Here is a 19,942-nt window from a genome sequence, read left to right on the forward strand (position 1 = left end):
TATGTTTTTTCACTATATACATTTAGCACTGCTGAGTTTGCGAAAAACGCCGGTTATATCCGCGTTGATGTTGCTTGCTATCGCCATTGGCATAGGTATTTCAATGACCACGCTGACTATGCATTCAATGCGCTCGGCCAATCCTATTCCACAAAAAAGCGACAAATTAGCCGTTATTCAATTGCAAACTCAAGATAGCAACAACAACTTCGATTCACCGGACAATTTGCATAGACAGGTTACTTACCGTGATTCAATCGAGTTATTAAAGTCTGACATTCCAAAACGAATTACCGCGCTGTTTCGCGCTGGTTTAAAAGTCGCGCCAATTACGCCGCCAAACTCACCTGATGTAAAAGCAACTTTGTTCACTACCAGCGATTTTTTTAGCATGTTTGAAGTGCCATTTTTATTTGGTAATGCTTGGACAAAACAAGACGATGAATTTGCCCGCAATACCATTGTGATCAGTCGTGAGTTAAATCAACAATTGTTTGCTGGTAGAAACAGTGTTGGTGAAAAACTCTTATTACAAAACCAACTATTTGAAGTGGTTGGGGTTATTGATAGCTGGCAGCCAGTGCCAAGATATTATGATGTGACCACTGATGCATTTGGCCACACAGAGCATATATTTGTACCTTTGTTACATGCACAAACCAACAAGCTGGATGCATGGAACAATATTTGGGGCAATACCCAAAGTTGGGCGAATCAACAAGTTGATAATTATCAGCAATTTCTTGAGTCAGAAACCTTATGGTTGCACGCCTGGGCTGAGTTTGAATCAGCACAACAAAAACAACAATTTGCGACCTATATCCAAGCTTATATTCAACAGCAACAACAAATTGGCCGCTTTAAACGTGAAAATGCCAGTTACGATCTTAAAGATGTAATGACTTGGTTAGCTTACCGAGATGTGGTTGGCCAAGATAACTACATATTATTAGTTTTGAGTTTTTTATTTTTAGCCGTGTGTTTAGTCAATACTTTAGGTTTGATGTTAACTAAATTTTTGCGCCGTGCGCCTGATGTGGGTGTACGCAGGGCACTTGGTGCAACTAAAAGCCAAATTTTTATCCAGCATTTAATTGAGGTTGCGCTACTTGGTTTATTTGGTGGTGTGTTGGGTATAGCTGTTACTCAAGTGATACTAAAGCATATACAGCAATACAGTGGTGAGTATCAACTATTAGCGAAATTAGATTTAACCATGGTGTTAACCGCCCCTGCTATTGCAATAACTGTAACAATACTTGCGGGTTTATATCCTGCTTGGCGAATTTGCCAAACTCAACCAGCGCGTTATTTAAAAAGCCAATAAAAGGATATTAACTATGAATATTTCAAAATTACCCGTTGCACCAATTATTTCGGCTTTAATGCGACACAAAATCTCAGCCATGATAATAATCGCCCAAATCGCATTGACCTTAGCTATCGTCAGCAATGCACTGTTTATAACCCAACAAAGAATGGCAATGATAGAGCGCGATACCGGTTTAAAAGAATCTGGACTATTTATGATTTCGGTAAATGGCGACAAAGAGAATGCAGATCCAATGCGAGATATCCAAGCTTTGCGAGCTGTGCCAAGCATTAGTCATGCTAGCGTAACTAACTCCATTCCAGTGAGTGGTGCAGGTACATCATCAGGATTAACTACATCCCCTGACGATGGCAGCCAAGATTCTACAACACTAGAAGGTGCCAGTGCCGGTTTATATTTTACCGATCACAACTTTATTGATAGTGCAGGGCTTGAACTGATTGCCGGGCGTAATTTTAGAAAAGATGAAGTTGGTTACGCTCAAGACCAACAACAACTTTTTAGTAGCACTTTCAGTGTGATTGTTACCCAAGCTTTCGCCAAAGAATTAGTTGGTGATGAAAACATAGTAGGTAAAACCTTGTATCAAGGCACTATGCCAGTTCAAGTTGTGGGGGTGGTGAAAAAGCTGCAAAGTGACAACCCTAAATGGGAGATAGCTGAACGAGCTATGTTAGTTAATCAAGTATTCTTATTTGCGCCACAAATTTACTTAGTTCGCACTGATTCGCAAGATATTCAAGCCGTTATGCAGCAAGCGAAACAAGCACTTGCACAAGTGAATCCAACAGCTGTTATTAGTGACGGTGAAGCCTATATTCAGATGAAAAAGCGCTTTTATTCGCGCGATTATTTATTGCGTAATGTTTTGTTAGCTTTGGTCATCGCCTTGTTATTAATTACCGCGCTTGGCATTATTGGCATGACCTTGTTTAACATTAATCGCCGTATTAAAGAAATTGGCACAAGACGCGCACTCGGCGCAAGTAAGCAAGATATTCTTGTTCATTTTATGTTGGAGAATATCATATTATTATTTGTTGGTTTGGTTTTGGGAACGGCGCTGGCAATGGTGTTAAATAATCAGCTGATTGAACATTTTGCCTTGGCTAAATTGCCAATCCAACAACTAGTATGGACCTTGGTGAGTATACTTGTATTAGGTCAATTAGCGACGTTTTGGCCAGCGCTTCGCGCCGCCAGTATTTCACCAGCAATAGCGACACGAACAGCATAAATATTCTAATAAAACCTGTAGGGGAGTATCCCTACAGCAAAAGGTAATTAAAGTGACAAAGGATAAAATTCTTATCGTTGACGATAACCCTGACATATGTGAGGCACTTAATTTATTGCTGACCATTCATGGTTATCAAACGCTTGTGTGTAGTAACCAAGCCGAAGCGGTAAAAGCTGTGATGCACAAGAACATTGACTTGGTTATTCAAGATATGAATTTTAGCCAAGACACCACCAGCGGTTTAGAAGGGCGAGAGTTATTTTATCAACTGCGTAATCTTAATCCTGATTTGCCAATTATTTTAATAACGGCTTGGACACAATTAGAAATGGCGGTTGAGCTGGTTAAAGATGGCGCGGCCGATTATTTAGGTAAACCTTGGGACGATAACAAGTTACTTGCGAGCATCACCAATTTATTGGAAATGCAGGAGCTAAGGCGAGAAAACCAGCAACTTACACAAAAGCTGCATCAGCAGAACCACAAAAAAGATACAGGTATTAACTTGTGTGGGCTGATATACGCCAGCCAACAGATGCAAAATTTAGTGGATATGGCAGCACAAGTTGCTAAAGCGGATATTCCTGTATTGGTGACTGGCGCAAATGGTGCGGGTAAAGAAAAAATAGCTGAAATCGTCCAAGCTAATTCTCCTCGACGAGATAAGCCTTTTATCAAAGTAAATGTTGGTGCTTTACCGATAGACCTGATGGAAGCTGAACTATTTGGCGCAGAAGCAGGTGCGTACACAGGCATCAACAAAAAACGCATTGGCCGTTTTACCGCGGCTGACGGTGGCACGCTGTTTTTAGATGAAATTGGCAATTTACCTTTGTCTGGGCAAATTAAGTTGTTACGGGTATTACAAACAGGTGAGTTTGAACCACTTGGCAGCCATCAAACACAAAAAGTAAATGTACGCATTATTAGTGCAACCAACGCGGATTTGCTGCAAGCAATTGAACAAGGGCAATTTCGTGAAGATCTCTACTACCGACTAAATGTAATAGAGCTGCATTTAGCTGATTTGAAAGAGCGCAAAGCCGACATAGTGCCATTGGCACAAGCTTTTGTTGGTGAAAACAAAACTTTGTCGAACGAAAGTAAATTAGCTTTAGAACAGCATGGTTGGCCGGGTAATGTGCGCGAGCTACAAAACGCTTGTCAGCGTGCGCTGATTTTAAGCCAGAGTGAGGTTTTGCAACCAATAGACTTTGGTTTGACGCTAGTCTCACCAACCTCTGCAGCAACAGACAACGAAGCAAGTGCTGAACAAATTGTGCAAGCAATCAATCAAGCACAAGGAAATATCAGCCAAGCTGCAAAATCGCTTGGATTGAGCCGACAAGCTTTATATCGACGTATTAATAAATACCAAATTGATCTAACCAAACAGAATTGTACAGATAGTTAATTAGCAAAAAGAAGCAATGGATGAAACATCTAGTCAAAAAATGGCGCTTAAATAGCTTATATAGTCGCAGCGTAATTACGAGCTTTTTCAGCTGTTTAATACTTGTAGTCATTGTTATGGCGGTGCTGCATGTTAACCAAGGTGAACTTGGCGTCGAGCATGTAATTTGGCTATTAGTTATTGGTTTAATTATTTGTATGTTTACTGCAACTTTTGCCGTACGCTCGTACAAAAATAATTTACAGGCGTTGCAAGTGAGTTTGTTAAATTTACAAGATGGAGAATTTAACGTGACTATTGCCGCAGACCAAGATGATGAATTTGCATTGTTAAACCAGCAAATAAACAAGGTTTCACAAGCTTTACGCCAACAAAGGCAAAACATCTATCACAGGGAATTATTGTTAGATAAAGTGAATCAAAACTCGCCACTGGCCATGCTGTTATTCGACCAACAACAAAGGTTAATTTATAGCAATTTATCAGCCCGCCATTGGTTAAATAATGGCATTAGCCAAGATGGTTCACTATTTACCGAACTCAGCTCTAGTTGGCCAAAAACCGTTGTTCAAGCAATAAATAACGGCCAAGATGGCTTGTTTGTATTAAATCCTCAAGATAGTGACTCCGAAGCATCAGCCAACCCGTACAAAGATCAAAGCCAAACATGGCATTTATCCACTGGTGATTTTCAGCTCAATGGCGCACAGCACAAATTATTTTTGTTTAAACAACTAACTCGTGAATTTAATCGCCAAGAAGTGAGTGTGTGGAAAAAGGTTATTCGGGTAATTAGCCATGAAATTAATAACTCGATTGCACCTATTTCTTCAATGACTCACTCAGGTAAGTTATTAGTAGAACAACAAGGTGATGAAAAGCTCAATTTAATCTTTAGTACCATAGATAAACGCATTAAACATTTAAGCGAATTTATTGCAGGTTATGCTAAATTTGCTCGATTACCTGAACCGAATAAACAAAGTATCGACTGGCAGGGATTCATAAAAAATTTGCAACAGCAATTGGACTTTTCCTACCAAATATCCGTGCCTGCTGAGCAATTAGCTAGGCTAAAAATTGATATTAGCCAATTTGAACAACTGCTCATCAACCTAATTAAAAATGCTTATGAAGCTGGCTCAGCGCCACAAGATATACAGTTATTGCTCGAAAGTGAACTGAGTCGACAAGCCGTGATTATTTCAGTACAAGACCGTGGCAAAGGCATGAATGAACAAGAACTGCACAATGCACTGATCCCATTTTATTCAACCAAACAACAAGGCAGTGGTTTAGGTTTGGCGCTATGCCGCGAAATAGTTGAAGCCCATAGCGGGCAGTTAAACTTGCATAATAGACTTGGTGGTGGCTTAAGTGTAAACATCAGGTTAACCTTGGATTAGGCTTTTTATTAGGTATTGATTACCCGTGGGGACTACGCGAAATTCACTTAATAGACCCTGCTGGTGTGTTATGGCATATAGTGCAAGCTAAGTAACCGCAGCTGCGTATAATCAAAATTGCCCAACATGTCCATTTTCCACCTCTACTTACGCGCCTTTGAGGTTATTAGCGTCAGGAATATTTACACTGCATAATTCGCGCCTAAATTGGTAATTGTCAAGCGTTTGATAAATATTGATTTTTTAATGTTGGCACGCCTAATGCTTAATTAGATTCAGATTGATTAACAAATAACTCAATAACCAGTTTTAAACAGAAGGAAACGATTATGTTCAATTTCAAACAAACTATAGCAGCAGCGGCTTTAACAGTTGCAGGTATTGCTTCAGCAAATGCTGGCGAAATGGTTTTAGATTCTTTCGATGGTTACAATGGTTCATATGCTGGTGCTTTAGGTACTAACGACGGTTATTTGTACTCTGACGCTCAAGGCAGCACTTCTTATGCTCAAGACACTGAAGTTAGCCCTCACGGTGTTGTAACAGCAACTGTTGTGCAAACTGGTGGCGCGGATGCAGTAGGTCCTGTACCAGCTACAGGTTCAACTGGCTTCTCTGTTGGTGACGGCAAATTAGTATTCAACAATGATGATGGTGTAACTGGTACTATGGGCTTGTTCTACACTAACCCATTTGCTGACATCAATGACCCTAGCACTTTGTTAGACCTTAGCAGCTATGCTTCTTTCTACTTCGATATCTTAAGCATCGATACTAGCTTTGAATTAGACCTATATGTAATCTCTAACACTGAGATTTTCGCTGATGCTGCGTCAACTAACGCTTTCTTCGCTGATTTATATGACTTCGGTACTGACATCGATACTTCAGCTATTGAAAACCTAGCTTCTGGCTGGTCTAAAGGCGAAACTTCTGCTGCAGGCTTTACAGCGCCTGGTACTATCAAGCTATCTTTCGATGATTTCGTTGGTGACGCTGATTTCTCTGCTGTAACTGGTATCTTCGCAGTATTATCTGGTAACCCTTCTGCTGACTTCAGTATCGCTGAAGTAGGTGTTGTTCCTGAGCCTGCAAGCCTAGCTGTATTCGGTGCTGGTTTATTAGCTTTAGTTGGCTTACGCCGCAGAAAACAAGCTTAATTCATACTTCAAGTTAAGCTAAAAAATAAAAACCAGAGTCTTGTACTCTGGTTTTTTTGTTTCTCCCCCACAGAAACAGTTTTGTCTTCATCACATGATTCCAAAACAGCAGCCTCTAAGGCTTTAGTAGTCCTTCAGGTTTTAAATTGGCCAGTGCAGGGCGCTTGGCCAAGTTTTCTAGGTAGCTGATTAAAATTGGATAATCTTTAAGCTGACCGTCTACATATAAGTAAGCTAGATTTTGCCAAGCAAAAATATCCAGTAAGCTAAATTTATCTTTATACCAGTAGTCTTTACCCGTTAAGTGCTGGTTTATTGCTGCAAGTTGATGCGGAATTCTTCTTTCTAATGTTTCACGTACTTGCTCTTTTTCACCGAACACGTGTAAACCAATAATGCCGCCACTCAGGGTATCAAGTGAGCTCGCGAAGTAGAACAACCATTGCATAAACTGGCTATCTTGTTCGTTGATCAGATGAGGAGCATGTTCACGGCAAATATCTAAACAAATAGCGCCTGCTTCAAATAACACTTCACCGTTTTCTTTTTCTACAGTTGGAATTAAACCATGTGGATTTATGGTTTTGAACGGCTCGGTTTTGTGCTGACGCTCTGCAACATCTAATTTGATAATTTGTAGCGCCAGATTAATTTCGTTGGCTAACCAACGAACTTTTAGTGAGCGGTCGTATGCAAATATATGGTAAAGCTTCATTGAGGTATCCTTTCTAAAAAATAATAAGTAACCGATTGGTGTAAAATAATTTAGTGGAGTTAATTGATTTGTGCAAGGTATTTTTTACCGAATGGTGTAAAATGGTGTTTGTTGTCCCAATGAAGTATTAATTTTCGCAAAAACGCTTAACTGGATATGTAAGAGGTGCGCAGCCGACAGTTCGTCCCTGAAAGAGAGGCCCTGTCGTCATCCCTGACTCCACCTCATCAGACTGCGAAGCAGTGCTTCGTTTCTGATTCGCCCATGAAAAAGAGGTTTTGCTCTAAATTATTACTTCATTGTGCCAATTCTGCTAGATTCAGCGGGTTTACCCGCACTAGGTTCAGGTGAATTATTCAAGATGGCAAGAAACAAAAACTACGACAGACAAGCAGTGATAGAGCAAGTTACCCAAGTGTTTTTAGCTAAGGGGTATGAGTCAACCTCTATGGCTGATTTAATGGAAAGCACAGGCTTAAACAAAAAAAGTTTGTACAACGAGTTTGGCAATAAAGAAGCCATGTTTATTGTGATTTTGGCCGCTTTTATTGAAAAAGAGCGCAATTGCATGGTGCCGATATTCACTCAACAGCCACTTGGGCTGGGAAATGTGCGTGCGTTTTTTCAACATATATTCACAGAATTTACCGACACTGGTTGTTTATTAACACTCAGCGTAAACGAAGCGAGTTGTATTCCTGAGCAAGCGTTAGACATGGTTAATCAAAGTTTTCTCGGTTTAGAAAAGGGATTAACGGCAAATTTAGCCGCTTGTTTGGCCGACAGCTCCCAAGCTGAAATGTTTGCCCGCAATATGTTGTCGTTAATGTTAGGCTACGCCAGCCTTACACGCTCTCCAACACTACGTGAAAATAATAAAAAACAGCTAAATGGGTTACTGGATTTTATCGAGCAGAAAGCTTGTTGAGTATTCAGAAATTTAGATACCAACTTACTTAAATCAAAACGTAAATGTATGCACTATCACACTGGGTTGGTTAATGGTTTAATCGGACAAAATATTCTATGGAAATGATCTTCTCAAAATATAAAACACAGGCAATTTTTGCTTCTCTTATTTTAGTTGTTTTACTGGCAGTATTGGCTAACTTTATTCAAGCGAAAGCCGCATTATTTGCTGCAGTTTTTATTGCCTTCGCTGGTTGGAAGCCAAGCAAAACTTGGCAGAAAATCAGCCATGTGATTTTACTTGTAGTTGCTTCAATTGGATTAATTCTGCACTTAGTGCCAGGTTTTAATAATATTCTAATTTGGCAAGATAGGCTTTTTGGCGATAACAGTGTACCGCACACTTTTTACTTAAATTTCGATAAAGCTTTAGTCGCGTTCGCTTTGCTGTTTTATTTGTTTAGGCAACAAGGGCTGCATGAAAAAGCCAGTCAAACCACACGCCATTTACTAATGGTTTCGGCTGTTACCATCGTTATTACCTTCTCTACGGCCTTGTTAGTTGGCGTGATTGATTGGAACCTTAAGTTACCCGACAACATTTTATTATTCATGTTTAGTATGCTGTTTATCACAGTCACAGCGGAAGAATGTTTATTTCGTGGTGTTTTACAGCGAGCCTTAACTGCAAAATTGGGTGTTTGGTCTGTCGTGGTTGTTGCCGTGTTATTTGGTTTAGCTCATCTGCCATTTTCAGCTGGTTTTGCTATTTGTGCCTGTATCGCCAGCTTAGGATATGGTTATGTATATTATAAAAGTGGGCAAATAATTTGGCCGATACTGCAGCACACAGCGGTTAATTTCACCCACTTATTTTTGTTTAGTTATCCGTTGCTACCCTAAAGTTAAGTAACTTTATTTAACTTTGTGCGTCGAGAATTACTCAACAAGCTAAGTAAACCAAGTCCAAATAAAGCTAAGGTTGCTGGTTCAGAGACGGACGCTACAGAGGTCGTAAAACTAACATTATCCAAGACTGCGCTAAAGAATCCAAGATTATCTTGTTGTTCAAAGCTAATTCTAATAGTTTGATTCGTGTATCCGCTCAAAAGAGCTGTCAAATCATAACTGCGAGTGTTGGCGCCAATTTGGCTTGTGGTATCACCTGGGTTGGTTGAAAAAACCTCTGAAATTAATGCTCCATTTAGGTCCTCAATCAAAACTCTCCATTCTTGATTTGGATCTGAAAATGCTGCATTGCTTCTAATTCGGTCATCCCAGCTTAATATTGCTGAGTCAAATTCCCCTAAAGAAACATCTTGGTATAAGTTGTGGAACCCTGGACCAGATTGGCTAGTTACTGCGTCGTAGTTTCCGGAAATTACCGGCAATCCAGACATTCCGCCAGGCACGAATGTTCCGTTGTTAATATTCCAAGCTCCAGAGCCAGTGTTTACGACATTCCAACCAGAAAAATCGCCAGTCTCGAAGTCACCATTGTTGATATGTTCAATTAATCCTGCGTTTGCATGCCCTGATGCAAGTACAACCATTGCGCAAATTACTTTTTTCATTTCCTTACTTTCCCTTAAAGTATTAGTTGGACACGCTGACAAGCAATATTTACACCGATTTCTATGTGGTTGTTTTTAAAATGGTTTGTGTTTTGAGTTTTGAGGGGTGTAAAGAATGTTGACATTGTTTGGATTAATGAACTTAACGCTACCTTTGACAGTAAGTTAATTATGCCGACTATTACCAAGTCGCATGATTGTGTTTTTGCAAAGTTTTTAATCTACTGATGGAAACATTCGCCATTTTTGCAGTCCAACGCTGAACAGTGCCGAAAAACCTATATATTTACAGCATCACAACGCATGCGACATTAGGGAAAATAAATGAAAAAAATAATAAACGCATGTTTGTTGTCATGCAGTCTAATTGCAGGTTTTAGCTCTTTTAACCTTGCTGCAAATCAAACTGAACAAGTGGAAACTGACTATAATCAAATTGAAGACTTTTTTGTGGTTGGTGCAGGTTTTCGAGAATACCAAGGTAAACCCTCGGCTTGGGTTGGTTTATCTAAACCGATTAAACAGAGCCAGTCGTTAAACCTGAATATAGATTTAACCAGTAACGACCAACTTGTCGATGGCGGTTGGATATTAGACGAGGCTAAAACAAATCTTTATTTTCCCGGTTTAATGCCCGAGCAAACTTATCAAATTAAAGTGCGCAAAAACTTAACCAGCTTTGCTGACGAAAAGCTACCCGAGGCTTTTCAAAGCAGTTTTACTACCCCAAGAATCCAACCAAGTGCGAGTTTTTTACATTCAGGCTCTATTTTAAATCCGACTTTTTCTGAAGGTTTGCCTATTGTTGTCGTCAACCTAGATTATGTCGACGTTGAATTTTATCGTTTATCTCAAGAGCAATACCGCAGCTTTTTGACGCAAAAATCGACTTCAGAACAATACGCCTATCGGCTGACAAAGACGATAGAACAAGCTGAACTTGTTTACTCACGAAAATATCAAACCAAAGCGGATAAAAATCAAAAACAGCAATTGGTGTTAGCAACGCAAGATATCAAACCCTTAAAAGAGCCAGGTTTACATGGCGGTTATGCGTGGGCATGGCGAATATGGCAAGGCGCAAACAGCCTTGTTTAATGTTAGCCAATTAGCACTTGAAGTTAGAGAGTACCAAGAAAGGTATTTATTAACCCTGTATCAGCAGCAATCAGCACAACCTGTTGCCAATGTAAAAATTGCTTTGTTTGATAGGAAAGGTCGGCCGATAGACTGGAATGAATCAACCAATGCGCAAGGGCAAGTTTTTATCGACAAATCATTATCCGCAGTGGTTGCAACAGCAAGCGATAATAATGATTTCAATTTGATTGACTTAAGCAGTTATCAAAAACTTAATTTAACTGATTTTGTAACAACTGGCAGAGCAAATTTGCCGGTTGAAATATTCAGTTGGGGGGCGCGTGATTTATATCGCCGTGGCGAAAAGCTCGAATATTATACCTTGTTGCGTGATCAAGATGGTCAACGAATTGCCGATTTTCCACTTAAAGCAGAGCTAATTTCCGCTGATGGTAAAAGTTTAAATCAAACCACATTACAGCCTGATGCAGATGGATTGGGTTTATATTCGTATCATTATCAATTGGCGGATGAAGTTGCTACTGGCCAATACCAATTGTTATTTAAACTCAATGACAAAATTTATCGGCATAAATTCACAGTTGAAGATTTTATGCCAGAGCGTATGGCAATTGAGATCACTCAAGACCAAGCTGTGTTAGAAAACGCCGGTGATACTCAACAGGCAGTTAAAGCAATTTATTTATATGGTGCGCCTGCGAGCGACAGTCGCATGGATGGCAATGTGGCAATTCGCACCACAGAAAACGCACTAGCAGATCATCCAGGGTATTATTTTGGTGACAATACCAACTTGGGGCAGCTTGAGTATTATGCAATTAATACGGTTAAAACCGATGGTGCAGGCTTAGCTCAACTCGCTATATCAGATAAGTGGAGTCAAATTGACGCAGCCCTTGAGATTAATGGTTATGCCAATTTATATGAATCGGGTGGTCGAAAAGTTACTAAAAAATTCACTAAATATTGGTGGCCTCACCAGAGTTTGATTGGCATTAAACCAAGTTTTGACAAGCTCACCAGTGAACAAAATGCCCAAGCTGAATTTAGTTTAATTCGTGCGAAACAAACTGGCGAACTAGTGTCTGACGAAGTGTTGGTTAGTTTGGTTTGGCACAAAACCAGCTATTTATGGCAGCATAATGAACGTGGTGGTTGGCAACGTATCGAGCAAGTTGAAACTATTCCGGTTTGGCAAAAATCACAAAAAATTACCGACGTATTAAAACTGGCGTTGCCCGTTAAGTGGGGCAAATACCAGCTCATTGTAAAATCTAAAAAAGACGGTAGAACCAGTAAACTCTTTTTTAACGCAGGGCCTGATTGGTATTCGTATTGGGCGCAAGATCACGGTAACCAAGTTAAACCAGACCAAATTAAACTCGCGTTTGACCAAGCAGGTTATCAGCATAAAGATATGGCTAAAGTTAAACTGCATTCGCCCTATCAAGGTCATGGTTGGTTACGAATTGAAGCGGAAGACTTGTTATATCAACAAGCGATTTCAGTTAAAAAAGGCGAAAACTTAGTTGAGTTGCCAGTGGGCGATTGGCAGAAACATAATATTTATTTATCGGCTGTGGTTGTTGCTCCGGCAACAAAAAACACCCAATTACAACGAGCGCTTGGTTTAGCTCATTTACCTTTAACGCGAGATGATCGCCAACTAACTGTTTCGATAGATTCACCTGAAATAATCAAACCATCACAAACGCTAGATGTGGCAGTTAAGGTTGAGGGTAGTAGTGCAAACACTAAAGTTGTATTGGCTGCGGTTGATGTTGGTGTACTAAATTTATACGACTATAAAATGCCATCGCCATTTGACTACTTTTTTGCACGGCGCGCATATCCAGTAGTATTGCGCGATAACTTTAATCAAATTATTGCGCCGAATAATTTAAACGCAGCCAATATATTATGGGGCGGTGGTGCGGCGCTGTCACACGGCGGTCAACAAGCTGCAGCGCAAGTGCAAATCGTTTCTTTTTTATCTGAACCTTCCCAAGTTGATGCTAGTGGCACTGCTAATATTTCTGTGCCCATTCCTTACTTTAATGGCAAATTAAAATTGGTTGCAGTTGCGTTTGATGCGAATAAATTTGGTGCAAATTCTGCTGAAACTAAAGTGGCTGATAACTTGGTTAGCCAAATTAATTTACCAAGATTTATTGCCGTGGGTGACACAGCAACAGGCGTTATTGATTTAGCCAATACCAGTCAATCAGCCATGGAGTTAACATTGGCATTGCAAACCACAGGTATTAAAGCTGAATTGGCCAGCTCGCAGGTTAAGGTTGAAGCAGGACAGCGCATTAAAGTTAAATTTAACTTGGATGCAAGAGATGAGATTCAACAACTGGCTGAATTGAAATTAAGCATTCAACAAACTAACCAAGCAACGGATGTTGAAGCTGTAAAGCAAACGCGCAATTGGCAACTTGCAGTGCGCCATCCATACCCAGCCGAACGTCAGTATCAACAATTTCAACTCAGTTCAGGTGATAAACAAAATTTACAATTGGATTTAGCCAGTTGGCATCCACAAGTTCAATCCAGCATTCAAATGAGCAATCGCCCAGATTTTGCATTAGCAGAACAAATAGGCCAGTTGTTTGCCTTTCCGCTCGGCTGTTTAGAACAAACGGCCAGTCGAATGTTACCTTGGATAGTATTACCGCCAAATATGCGCGAGCAATATATAGATGTTTTGGCTGAACAAACGTTAAGCCAAACCGTGCAGCAAGGTATTGACGGTATTTTAAGTAAACAAACGCCAAGTGGTGGTTTAAGTTTATGGTCCAACCTAGGGGTAGAACATTCGTGGTTAACTGTATATGCGACAGATGTTTTATTAACTGCGCAAAAAGCAGGATATGTAGTGCCGCAAGAAAAGGTCGATTTATTATTAAAACGTTTGGCTTATTTTTTACGTGCTAGCAGTATTAACGACGGTTATGGTGACTTGCTACATTACCAATTTGCCACGCGCAGTTACGCAGCTTATGTATTGGCCAAACAGGGCCAAGTAAACATTACCCATATGCAAAAGTTAGCCGAGCAAGCAGAGCATGCCAAATCGCCTTTTCCTTTGGTACAACTGGCTGCAGCCTTTGATTTGCAGGGTATGCCCAAACCACGAAGAAAACTGATTAAACTCGCTCGAAACACTAAATTTGAAGCGCAATATTCGGCTGACTATAACAGCGAAATACGCGACTTAGCTTTGACTATACACACCTTACTGCAACAAAAATTTGCGATTAAATGGGCGCAAGAATTAAGTTTTGAGTTGTGGCAGCAGGTAAAACAACAAACTTGGTTTAATACGCAGCAACGCATGGCACTGGTATTGGCTGATTTAGCTCTGGCTGAACAATTTTCGCAGCCGTTTAACTACCAACTTAATGTTGCTGGCGCTGAGTATCAAGGGCCAGAGCAACAATCTGCCTTCTACCGAGTTGATGGTTTAAATATCCAACAAACCAGTATTAAAAATACTTCAGAGCAAGACTTATTTGTGAGTGTGATCAGCCAAGGTTATCCAAATAAAAAACCAAGCAACAGCAGCCCTGAGTTAAAGGTAGAGCGCAGTTATTATGATTTGTTTGGCAACCCGGTAGAGGTTGACCAAGTAATGATTCAATCCGGCCAAAGGTTTTTGGTTAGATTACAAATTAGCAGCTCGCAAAGTTATCGAGATTTGATTTTGGTGGATTTATTGCCTGCTGGTTTTGAAATTGAGCGTGGTGATATAACAACACACCTAGATATTCATAGTGTGAAATTTGCTGAGCAAAGCGTGGCACAACTTATTAAGCGCAGCTCAGTTGATTACCAAGCAGGTCGGGACGATAGATTTATCGCCGCGATAAATACTTCAAACTATTCACCAACTGATGTGTTTTATATTGTTCAAGCGGTAACGCCCGGTGAATTTATTCATCCGCCTGCTTTGGTGGAGTCTATGTACCAAATGGATTTAAGAGCGGTAACAGAGCAAAGTGGGCGCGTGAGCATTGAAAGTTATAATCCAGCGTTACATTAACAAACCTTTTGTTATTGCAATTGTATTATTGCTGGTTGCGCTTAAGGTTTTAGATTTAGTTTTTCCGCTAAATTTAACTAAGTTAACTGATAGCGCGACCGTAGTGACAGACCGAAACGGTGAGCTGCTGCGCGCTTTTAGCAATCAAGATTATATTTGGCGCTTTCAGGTGGAACAAACATCTGTTAGCCGCCACTATATTGATGCGCTATTAACCTACGAAGATAGATATTTTTATTATCATCCTGGAATTAACCCTTTGGCTTTGCTACGAGCGTTTTGGCAAGGCATCACTTCCGGCAAAATTGTTTCTGGAGGTTCAACCTTAACCATGCAGCTTGCACGTTTGCTTCATCCGCATGACAAAAGTTTAGTAGGCAAAAGTCAGCAAATGTTGCGCGCACTGCAGCTAGAATGGCACTTTGATAAATCACAAATTTTAGATATGTATCTAAACCTAGCGCCTTTTGGTGGTGTGATAGAAGGTGTTGAAGCGGCAAGCCTAACCTATTTTGATAAACAATCTCGTAACCTCACTCAAGCTGAAGCTGCTTTATTAGCTGTATTGCCCCAAGCGCCTTCGCGTTATCGACCAGACAGATATCCAGATAACGCAAAAAAGGCGCGTAATAAATTATTAGACAGAATGGCTGAATATTCAGTTTGGCCGCAGCAACAAGTTGATGAATTGAAACAACTGCCTGTTTATGCCGATTATTTTACCCAACCACAAATAGCACCTTTGTTAAGTCGACGTTTGCGTCAGCCACAGCAAAGCCAAATAGAAACTTTTATCGATAAGTCGCTACAACAAAGATTAGCCTTTTTAACGAAACAACACGCAACTCAGTTGGGTGATGAAATATCTGCCGCCGTTATGGTGATGGATGGTTTAAATGGCGAAGTGCTCAGTTATATTGGCTCGGCTGATTTTTATAGCAAACCACGTAAAGGGCAGGTGGATATGATAACGGCCATTCGCTCGCCTGGCTCTACCCTAAAGCCTTTTGTTTATGCGGATGCTATCGAAACTGGGCTGATTCACGAAAATAGCTTGTTGTTGGATATTCCAGTGGTGAGTGGTGATTACAGTCCACAAAATTTTTCTGGCGGTTATGCTGGTGCTGTTAGTGCAAAACAAGCTTTACTGAAAAGTTTAAATATTCCTGTGTTGCAACTGATTAATCATGGCTCGGTTAAATCGTTAGCGGCCAAACTTGAAAATGCTGGGATAACACTTATTTGGCCTGAGTACGCTGAAGCTAATCAAGCTTTAGTGTTGGGAGGTGTTGGCACTCGATTAGAAAGTTTGGTACAAGTTTATTCAAGCTTATTAAATCAAGGCATGGCAGTAACGCCAAGATTTAACCAAGATCAGCCATCAGAAACTAGATTTGCCATGCAACCCGGAGTTGCTTGGATAATGCAAAATATATTGCGCCAGCAGCAAGCGGATTGGCAGTTTGAACAGCAACAAATAGCCACATCAGCAATCGGCTGGAAAACAGGCACAAGCTACGACTTCCGCGATGCTTGGGTGATAGGTTTTAGTGGCAAATATATCATTGGTGTTTGGATCGGCCGAGCGGACGCTCAACCAGTTTTCGATAACTCAGGGGCACAAAACGCCTTACCGTTATTTATGCAAATTGCTAAACAGCTAGAATCTGACTTTAAACCGAATAAACCAACATCTGTTAGCCAAGCGCTGACTTGTTGGCCATCCGGCAAAACTTTGCAAACAACAGCTGCGCACAATTGTTTAGCTCAACAGCAAAGCTGGTTATATAACTTACAAGCGCCACCAAGTATGAATCATCATACCGCTGATTTTAACGAACAACTTAATATTGATTATTGGGTAGAACCAAATGGACAGCGAGCTTATGCTAGTTGTGCAACCGCACAGGCCAACAAAGTCTCGCAAGCTGTCTTTCCAAAATCACTCGATATTTGGCTGCCAACACAGTGGCGCCGCGCCAATTTATTACCAAAATTATCTGAACACTGTGGCAATTTAACCGAGAGCAATAGTGAGTTATTGATAACCTCAGTTCAAGATGAAAGTCGTTTTATCCGCCGCAACTCAACCGATACCATTCAGCTAGAGTTAATCACCAATGAGCCAAATCAAGTTGTTTTTTGGTTTTTAAATGGCCAACCAGTTAAGGGTGATAAACTGATTTTGCAAAAAGCAGGGCAGTATAACTTGGTTGCTTTGGCACTGTCGGGCGCGAGTGATAAGGTTAATTTTAGTGTCGAGTAGAGGGAAAGGAATTAGCTATGTTTAGACGATTTTTACATTTGTTGCTGGCCTGTGTTATTGCTGCGGGTGGTTATTTGTATTGTATTAACGCGAGTTGGTTAGCGGATAAATCGGACGGCAATTTCACTATTATTTCGCATCGTGGGGTTTACCAAACCTATGATAGAACGAATGTCGGTAAATTCGATTGCACCGCAACGCGTATATATCCACCCACGCATAACTATTTGGAAAATACCCAAGCTTCTATCAGCAAAGCATTAGAATTAGGCGCTGATGTTGTGGAAATAGATATTCGGAAAACCGCCGACAATCAGTTGATTGTATTCCATGATAATACTTTTGATTGTAGAACCGATGCTAAAGGGGCAACTGAAGAATATACCTTGGCACAGATTAAAACCTTTGATGTTGGTTATGGTTACACTGCGGATAATGGCCAAACTTATCCGTTTCGGGGTCAGGGGATTGGTTTAATTTCATCGTTAGCCGAAGTTTTGCAATCTTTTCCAGACACGCAATTTTTGATCAATTTTAAAGATGGCCGTGTGAAAGCGGCAGACGAATTAGTCGAGTATTTACAACAACATCAACTATTAGCCGATACTAAATTGTTCGTTTATGGTAATCGCAAAACGGTTGAACGATTAAAATATCTGGTTACAGATGCAAAGGGCGGAGACAAAACAAGCGCAAAAGCCTGTTTTAAAGCATATATCAAATGGGGTTGGTCGGGTGTTGTACCAGATGTTTGTCACAATACGTACGTATACGCGCCAGCTGACAAAGCGGATATGTTATGGGGCTGGCCAAATAGATTTTTACAACGAATGGCCGAAGTTAATACCCAAGTTGTATTAATGGGGCCAATGCGTGACGGGCGTGTACATGGTTTTTACCAAGTGGACGAGCTGGAATATATACCCCAAGGATTTAATGGCGCAGTTTGGGTTGAGAAGATAGAAGTGGTAGGTGAAGAATTGGTCGAAATGCGCTTACGATAAAGTTGATAGGGTAATTTTTTATGTGTGTTGATATGTGGGATGCAGAAGGCATCTTGTATGACGTTACAGCTTCATTCTACAGCCCATCTACAGATTTAATTATCGGATTTTTAATTTTGCTAAGTGCAATAGCGGTCGCTGCTTTTAGATTGAAATATAAATTTCAATCTAAACCACCACTTATAATTATAATTTTAGCAGGCGTAGCATTGTTTAATACCCTGTTAATATTTAATGATCATCGCTTTTTTGTTAGAGCGCAGCAATTGGCTAAATCTGGTGCTTTTGAGGTAGTCGAAGGTGTTGTTGAAGATATTGATTCATGGCGCGGCAGGCCTTCTCAATCTATGAGGGTAAACGGAGTTTTACTCTTTTCAAATAAAGGCAGCAGTTATAGCTTCCCTGAAGATTTCAAGAGGAGTTTTTCGGTGGGGGATTGTGTTTTGATTCACTATAATTTTGACGAGGGCATTATGCTTAAGGTGTGGAAGGGGTAGAATTTAGCAGCTGGCAGTGCCAACATAACAATTTTTCGCTCAGATAAATTGCGCTCGTGGTTCCCATTGTGCGGCTATACAGACACTTCATTGCCTTGGGTTATGCTAACCGTTTTGCTATCCAGAGTTGAGGCTATATATGTAAAGTAAAAATTGATAATACTACGCCTGTGGAGTATATTTATGGTTGATGTACAGGTGGAGGATTTGATTATGTCAGCTTTAGAGCAAACCGTATTGACACAAAACCCTGAAAAAACTGCTCAAGTTGCCCTTTCAGTGTTTTTTAACATAATGACAGCTTGGCATGTCAAAACCAAAGACCAGATTGTCTTGCTTGGTAAGCCGCCAGAATCAACCTTTTACAACTGGAAAAAAGGCAAAGTTTCGAGTTTATCTATTGATACGTTAGAGCGCATATCCTATGTAATGGGGATATACAAAGCGTTGGGAATTTTATTTCCGACCCGTGAGCAAGCAGATGCATGGCCGCAAAAACCGAATAAAGCTTTTAATAACGAATCTGCTTTAGCCTTTATGCTTAAAGGTAGCATGATCCATTTAAGTGACATGCGGAGATACCTTGATGCACAACGAGGTTAATACTTTATTACCTGACTGGGAAAAATTACACAGATTAGTGCCTAGCCACTTCCCGCCAATTGATTTATTTGAGCATGTGGCATCGCCTGACGAGCTTGAACTAGTTTTTGCCATTGAATCTCTTACTAATGATAGGCTGCGTGAAGAAGTGGGTAATTTGGCGCTTGTGCCAACCGACGAAAGAATTTCCGGTCCTGGTTCAACACCTGTAATGGCTGCGTTTACCCACATTGCTACGCCAACGCGTTTTACCGACGGAACCGAATATGGGGTTTATTATGGCGCGAAAGACCTCGATACGGCTTTTGCTGAAACGATTTATCATAGAGAAAAATTCTTATCGGCGACCAATGAGCCTGACACTGAATTAACAATGCGCTGTTACATTAATAAAGTCGCGCTTGAACTTCATGATATACGTGGAGATGAATTTGCTGATTTATATACCCAAGACTATGCAGCACCTCAGCAGTTTGCTAAGAAAATGCGTGGCCTTGGCAGTAATGGTTTATTGTATAAAAGTGTTCGAGACCAAGGCGGCGAATGTGTTGCTGCATTGAAACCTAAAGCCGTTACTATCCCTGTACAAGGTGGCCACTACAAATATATTTGGAGTGGTAAAAAGCGCAAAATTGAAAACGTCCTCGAAGTCAGCCTAGTTAGGTAATAATG

Annotated in this window: 16 protein-coding genes; 14 read left to right on the top strand and 2 right to left on the bottom strand. The window is 40.5% G+C overall.

The window, feature by feature from the left end; genetic code table 11:
- Position 1: 1 nt before the first annotated feature.
- The 5 genes from ACMZOO_RS17590 to ACMZOO_RS17610 all read left to right on the top strand — a co-directional run bounded on the left by ACMZOO_RS17590 (position 2) and on the right by ACMZOO_RS17610 (position 6,553).
- Positions 2 to 1,327, top strand: a complete 1,326-nt coding sequence (locus ACMZOO_RS17590) for an ABC transporter permease (protein ID WP_440906529.1) — start codon at positions 2 to 4, stop codon at positions 1,325 to 1,327.
- A gap of 13 nt (positions 1,328 to 1,340) precedes the next feature.
- Positions 1,341 to 2,570 (top strand): ABC transporter permease, encoded by a 1,230-nt coding sequence (locus ACMZOO_RS17595; RefSeq protein WP_440906530.1) that lies wholly within the window; start codon positions 1,341 to 1,343, stop codon positions 2,568 to 2,570.
- A gap of 52 nt (positions 2,571 to 2,622) precedes the next feature.
- Entirely contained in the window at positions 2,623 to 3,987 is a 1,365-nt protein-coding gene (locus tag ACMZOO_RS17600; RefSeq protein ID WP_440906531.1) for a sigma-54-dependent transcriptional regulator, read from the top strand.
- Positions 3,988 to 4,007: 20 nt separating this feature from the next.
- Positions 4,008 to 5,393 carry a sensor histidine kinase gene (locus ACMZOO_RS17605; protein WP_440906532.1) on the top strand — a complete coding sequence of 462 codons (1,386 nt, stop codon included), beginning with the start codon at positions 4,008 to 4,010 and terminating at the stop codon, positions 5,391 to 5,393.
- Positions 5,394 to 5,722: 329 nt separating this feature from the next.
- A complete protein-coding gene (locus tag ACMZOO_RS17610; RefSeq protein ID WP_440906533.1) occupies positions 5,723 to 6,553 on the top strand; it encodes a PEP-CTERM sorting domain-containing protein in 831 nt (276 codons plus the stop codon).
- Positions 6,554 to 6,668: 115 nt separating this feature from the next.
- Here the strand turns inward: ACMZOO_RS17610 and ACMZOO_RS17615 are convergent, their stop codons facing one another.
- Positions 6,669 to 7,268 carry a glutathione S-transferase family protein gene (locus tag ACMZOO_RS17615; RefSeq protein WP_440906534.1) on the bottom strand — a complete coding sequence of 200 codons (600 nt, stop codon included), beginning with the start codon at positions 7,266 to 7,268 and terminating at the stop codon, positions 6,669 to 6,671.
- A 361-nt stretch (positions 7,269 to 7,629) separates the two neighbouring features.
- Here ACMZOO_RS17615 and ACMZOO_RS17620 point away from each other — a divergent pair, with 361 nt between their 5' ends.
- Together ACMZOO_RS17620 and ACMZOO_RS17625 are read left to right on the top strand one after the other, a co-directional pair.
- Positions 7,630 to 8,196: a TetR/AcrR family transcriptional regulator gene (locus tag ACMZOO_RS17620; RefSeq protein ID WP_440906535.1), complete on the top strand. Its 567-nt coding sequence runs from the start codon at positions 7,630 to 7,632 to the stop codon at positions 8,194 to 8,196.
- Positions 8,197 to 8,294: 98 nt separating this feature from the next.
- On the top strand, positions 8,295 to 9,080 hold the full coding sequence (locus tag ACMZOO_RS17625; RefSeq protein ID WP_440906536.1) for a lysostaphin resistance A-like protein: 786 nt from the start codon (positions 8,295 to 8,297) through the stop codon (positions 9,078 to 9,080).
- Between the two features lie 2 nt (positions 9,081 to 9,082).
- On the opposite strand, the gene ACMZOO_RS17630 is transcribed toward ACMZOO_RS17625, so the two are convergent.
- Positions 9,083 to 9,751, bottom strand: a complete 669-nt coding sequence (locus ACMZOO_RS17630; protein WP_440906537.1) for a PEP-CTERM sorting domain-containing protein — start codon at positions 9,749 to 9,751, stop codon at positions 9,083 to 9,085.
- A gap of 324 nt (positions 9,752 to 10,075) precedes the next feature.
- Between ACMZOO_RS17630 and ACMZOO_RS17635 the strand changes: the two genes are divergently transcribed.
- From ACMZOO_RS17635 to ACMZOO_RS17665, 7 genes are all read left to right on the top strand, one after another.
- A complete protein-coding gene (locus tag ACMZOO_RS17635) occupies positions 10,076 to 10,849 on the top strand; it encodes a hypothetical protein (protein WP_440906539.1) in 774 nt (257 codons plus the stop codon).
- Positions 10,794 to 14,900, top strand: a complete 4,107-nt coding sequence (locus ACMZOO_RS17640; protein ID WP_440906540.1) for an alpha-2-macroglobulin family protein — start codon at positions 10,794 to 10,796, stop codon at positions 14,898 to 14,900. The genes ACMZOO_RS17635 and ACMZOO_RS17640 overlap by 56 nt, the downstream gene beginning before the upstream one ends.
- Positions 14,872 to 17,166, top strand: coding sequence for a penicillin-binding protein 1C (gene pbpC / locus ACMZOO_RS17645; protein ID WP_440906541.1), 2,295 nt, complete (start codon positions 14,872 to 14,874; stop codon positions 17,164 to 17,166). Before ACMZOO_RS17640 ends, pbpC begins: the two co-directional genes overlap by 29 nt.
- A gap of 17 nt (positions 17,167 to 17,183) precedes the next feature.
- Complete coding sequence (locus tag ACMZOO_RS17650; protein ID WP_440906542.1) at positions 17,184 to 18,170, top strand: glycerophosphodiester phosphodiesterase family protein; 987 nt, start codon at positions 17,184 to 17,186, stop codon at positions 18,168 to 18,170.
- A 32-nt stretch (positions 18,171 to 18,202) separates the two neighbouring features.
- The gene (locus tag ACMZOO_RS17655) at positions 18,203 to 18,667 is read left to right on the top strand and encodes a hypothetical protein (RefSeq protein ID WP_440906543.1); all 465 of its coding nucleotides are present in this window, start codon (positions 18,203 to 18,205) and stop codon (positions 18,665 to 18,667) included.
- Between the two features lie 213 nt (positions 18,668 to 18,880).
- Positions 18,881 to 19,270, top strand: coding sequence for an MbcA/ParS/Xre antitoxin family protein (locus ACMZOO_RS17660; RefSeq protein WP_440906544.1), 390 nt, complete (start codon positions 18,881 to 18,883; stop codon positions 19,268 to 19,270).
- Positions 19,254 to 19,937, top strand: coding sequence for an RES family NAD+ phosphorylase (locus ACMZOO_RS17665; protein ID WP_440906545.1), 684 nt, complete (start codon positions 19,254 to 19,256; stop codon positions 19,935 to 19,937). The genes ACMZOO_RS17660 and ACMZOO_RS17665 overlap by 17 nt, the downstream gene beginning before the upstream one ends.
- Positions 19,938 to 19,942: the final 5 nt, after the last annotated feature.

Origin of the sequence: Catenovulum sp. SX2 (assembly GCF_052056295.1) — a bacterium.
In the GTDB taxonomy this organism is placed as follows: Bacteria; Pseudomonadota; Gammaproteobacteria; order Enterobacterales; family Alteromonadaceae; genus Catenovulum.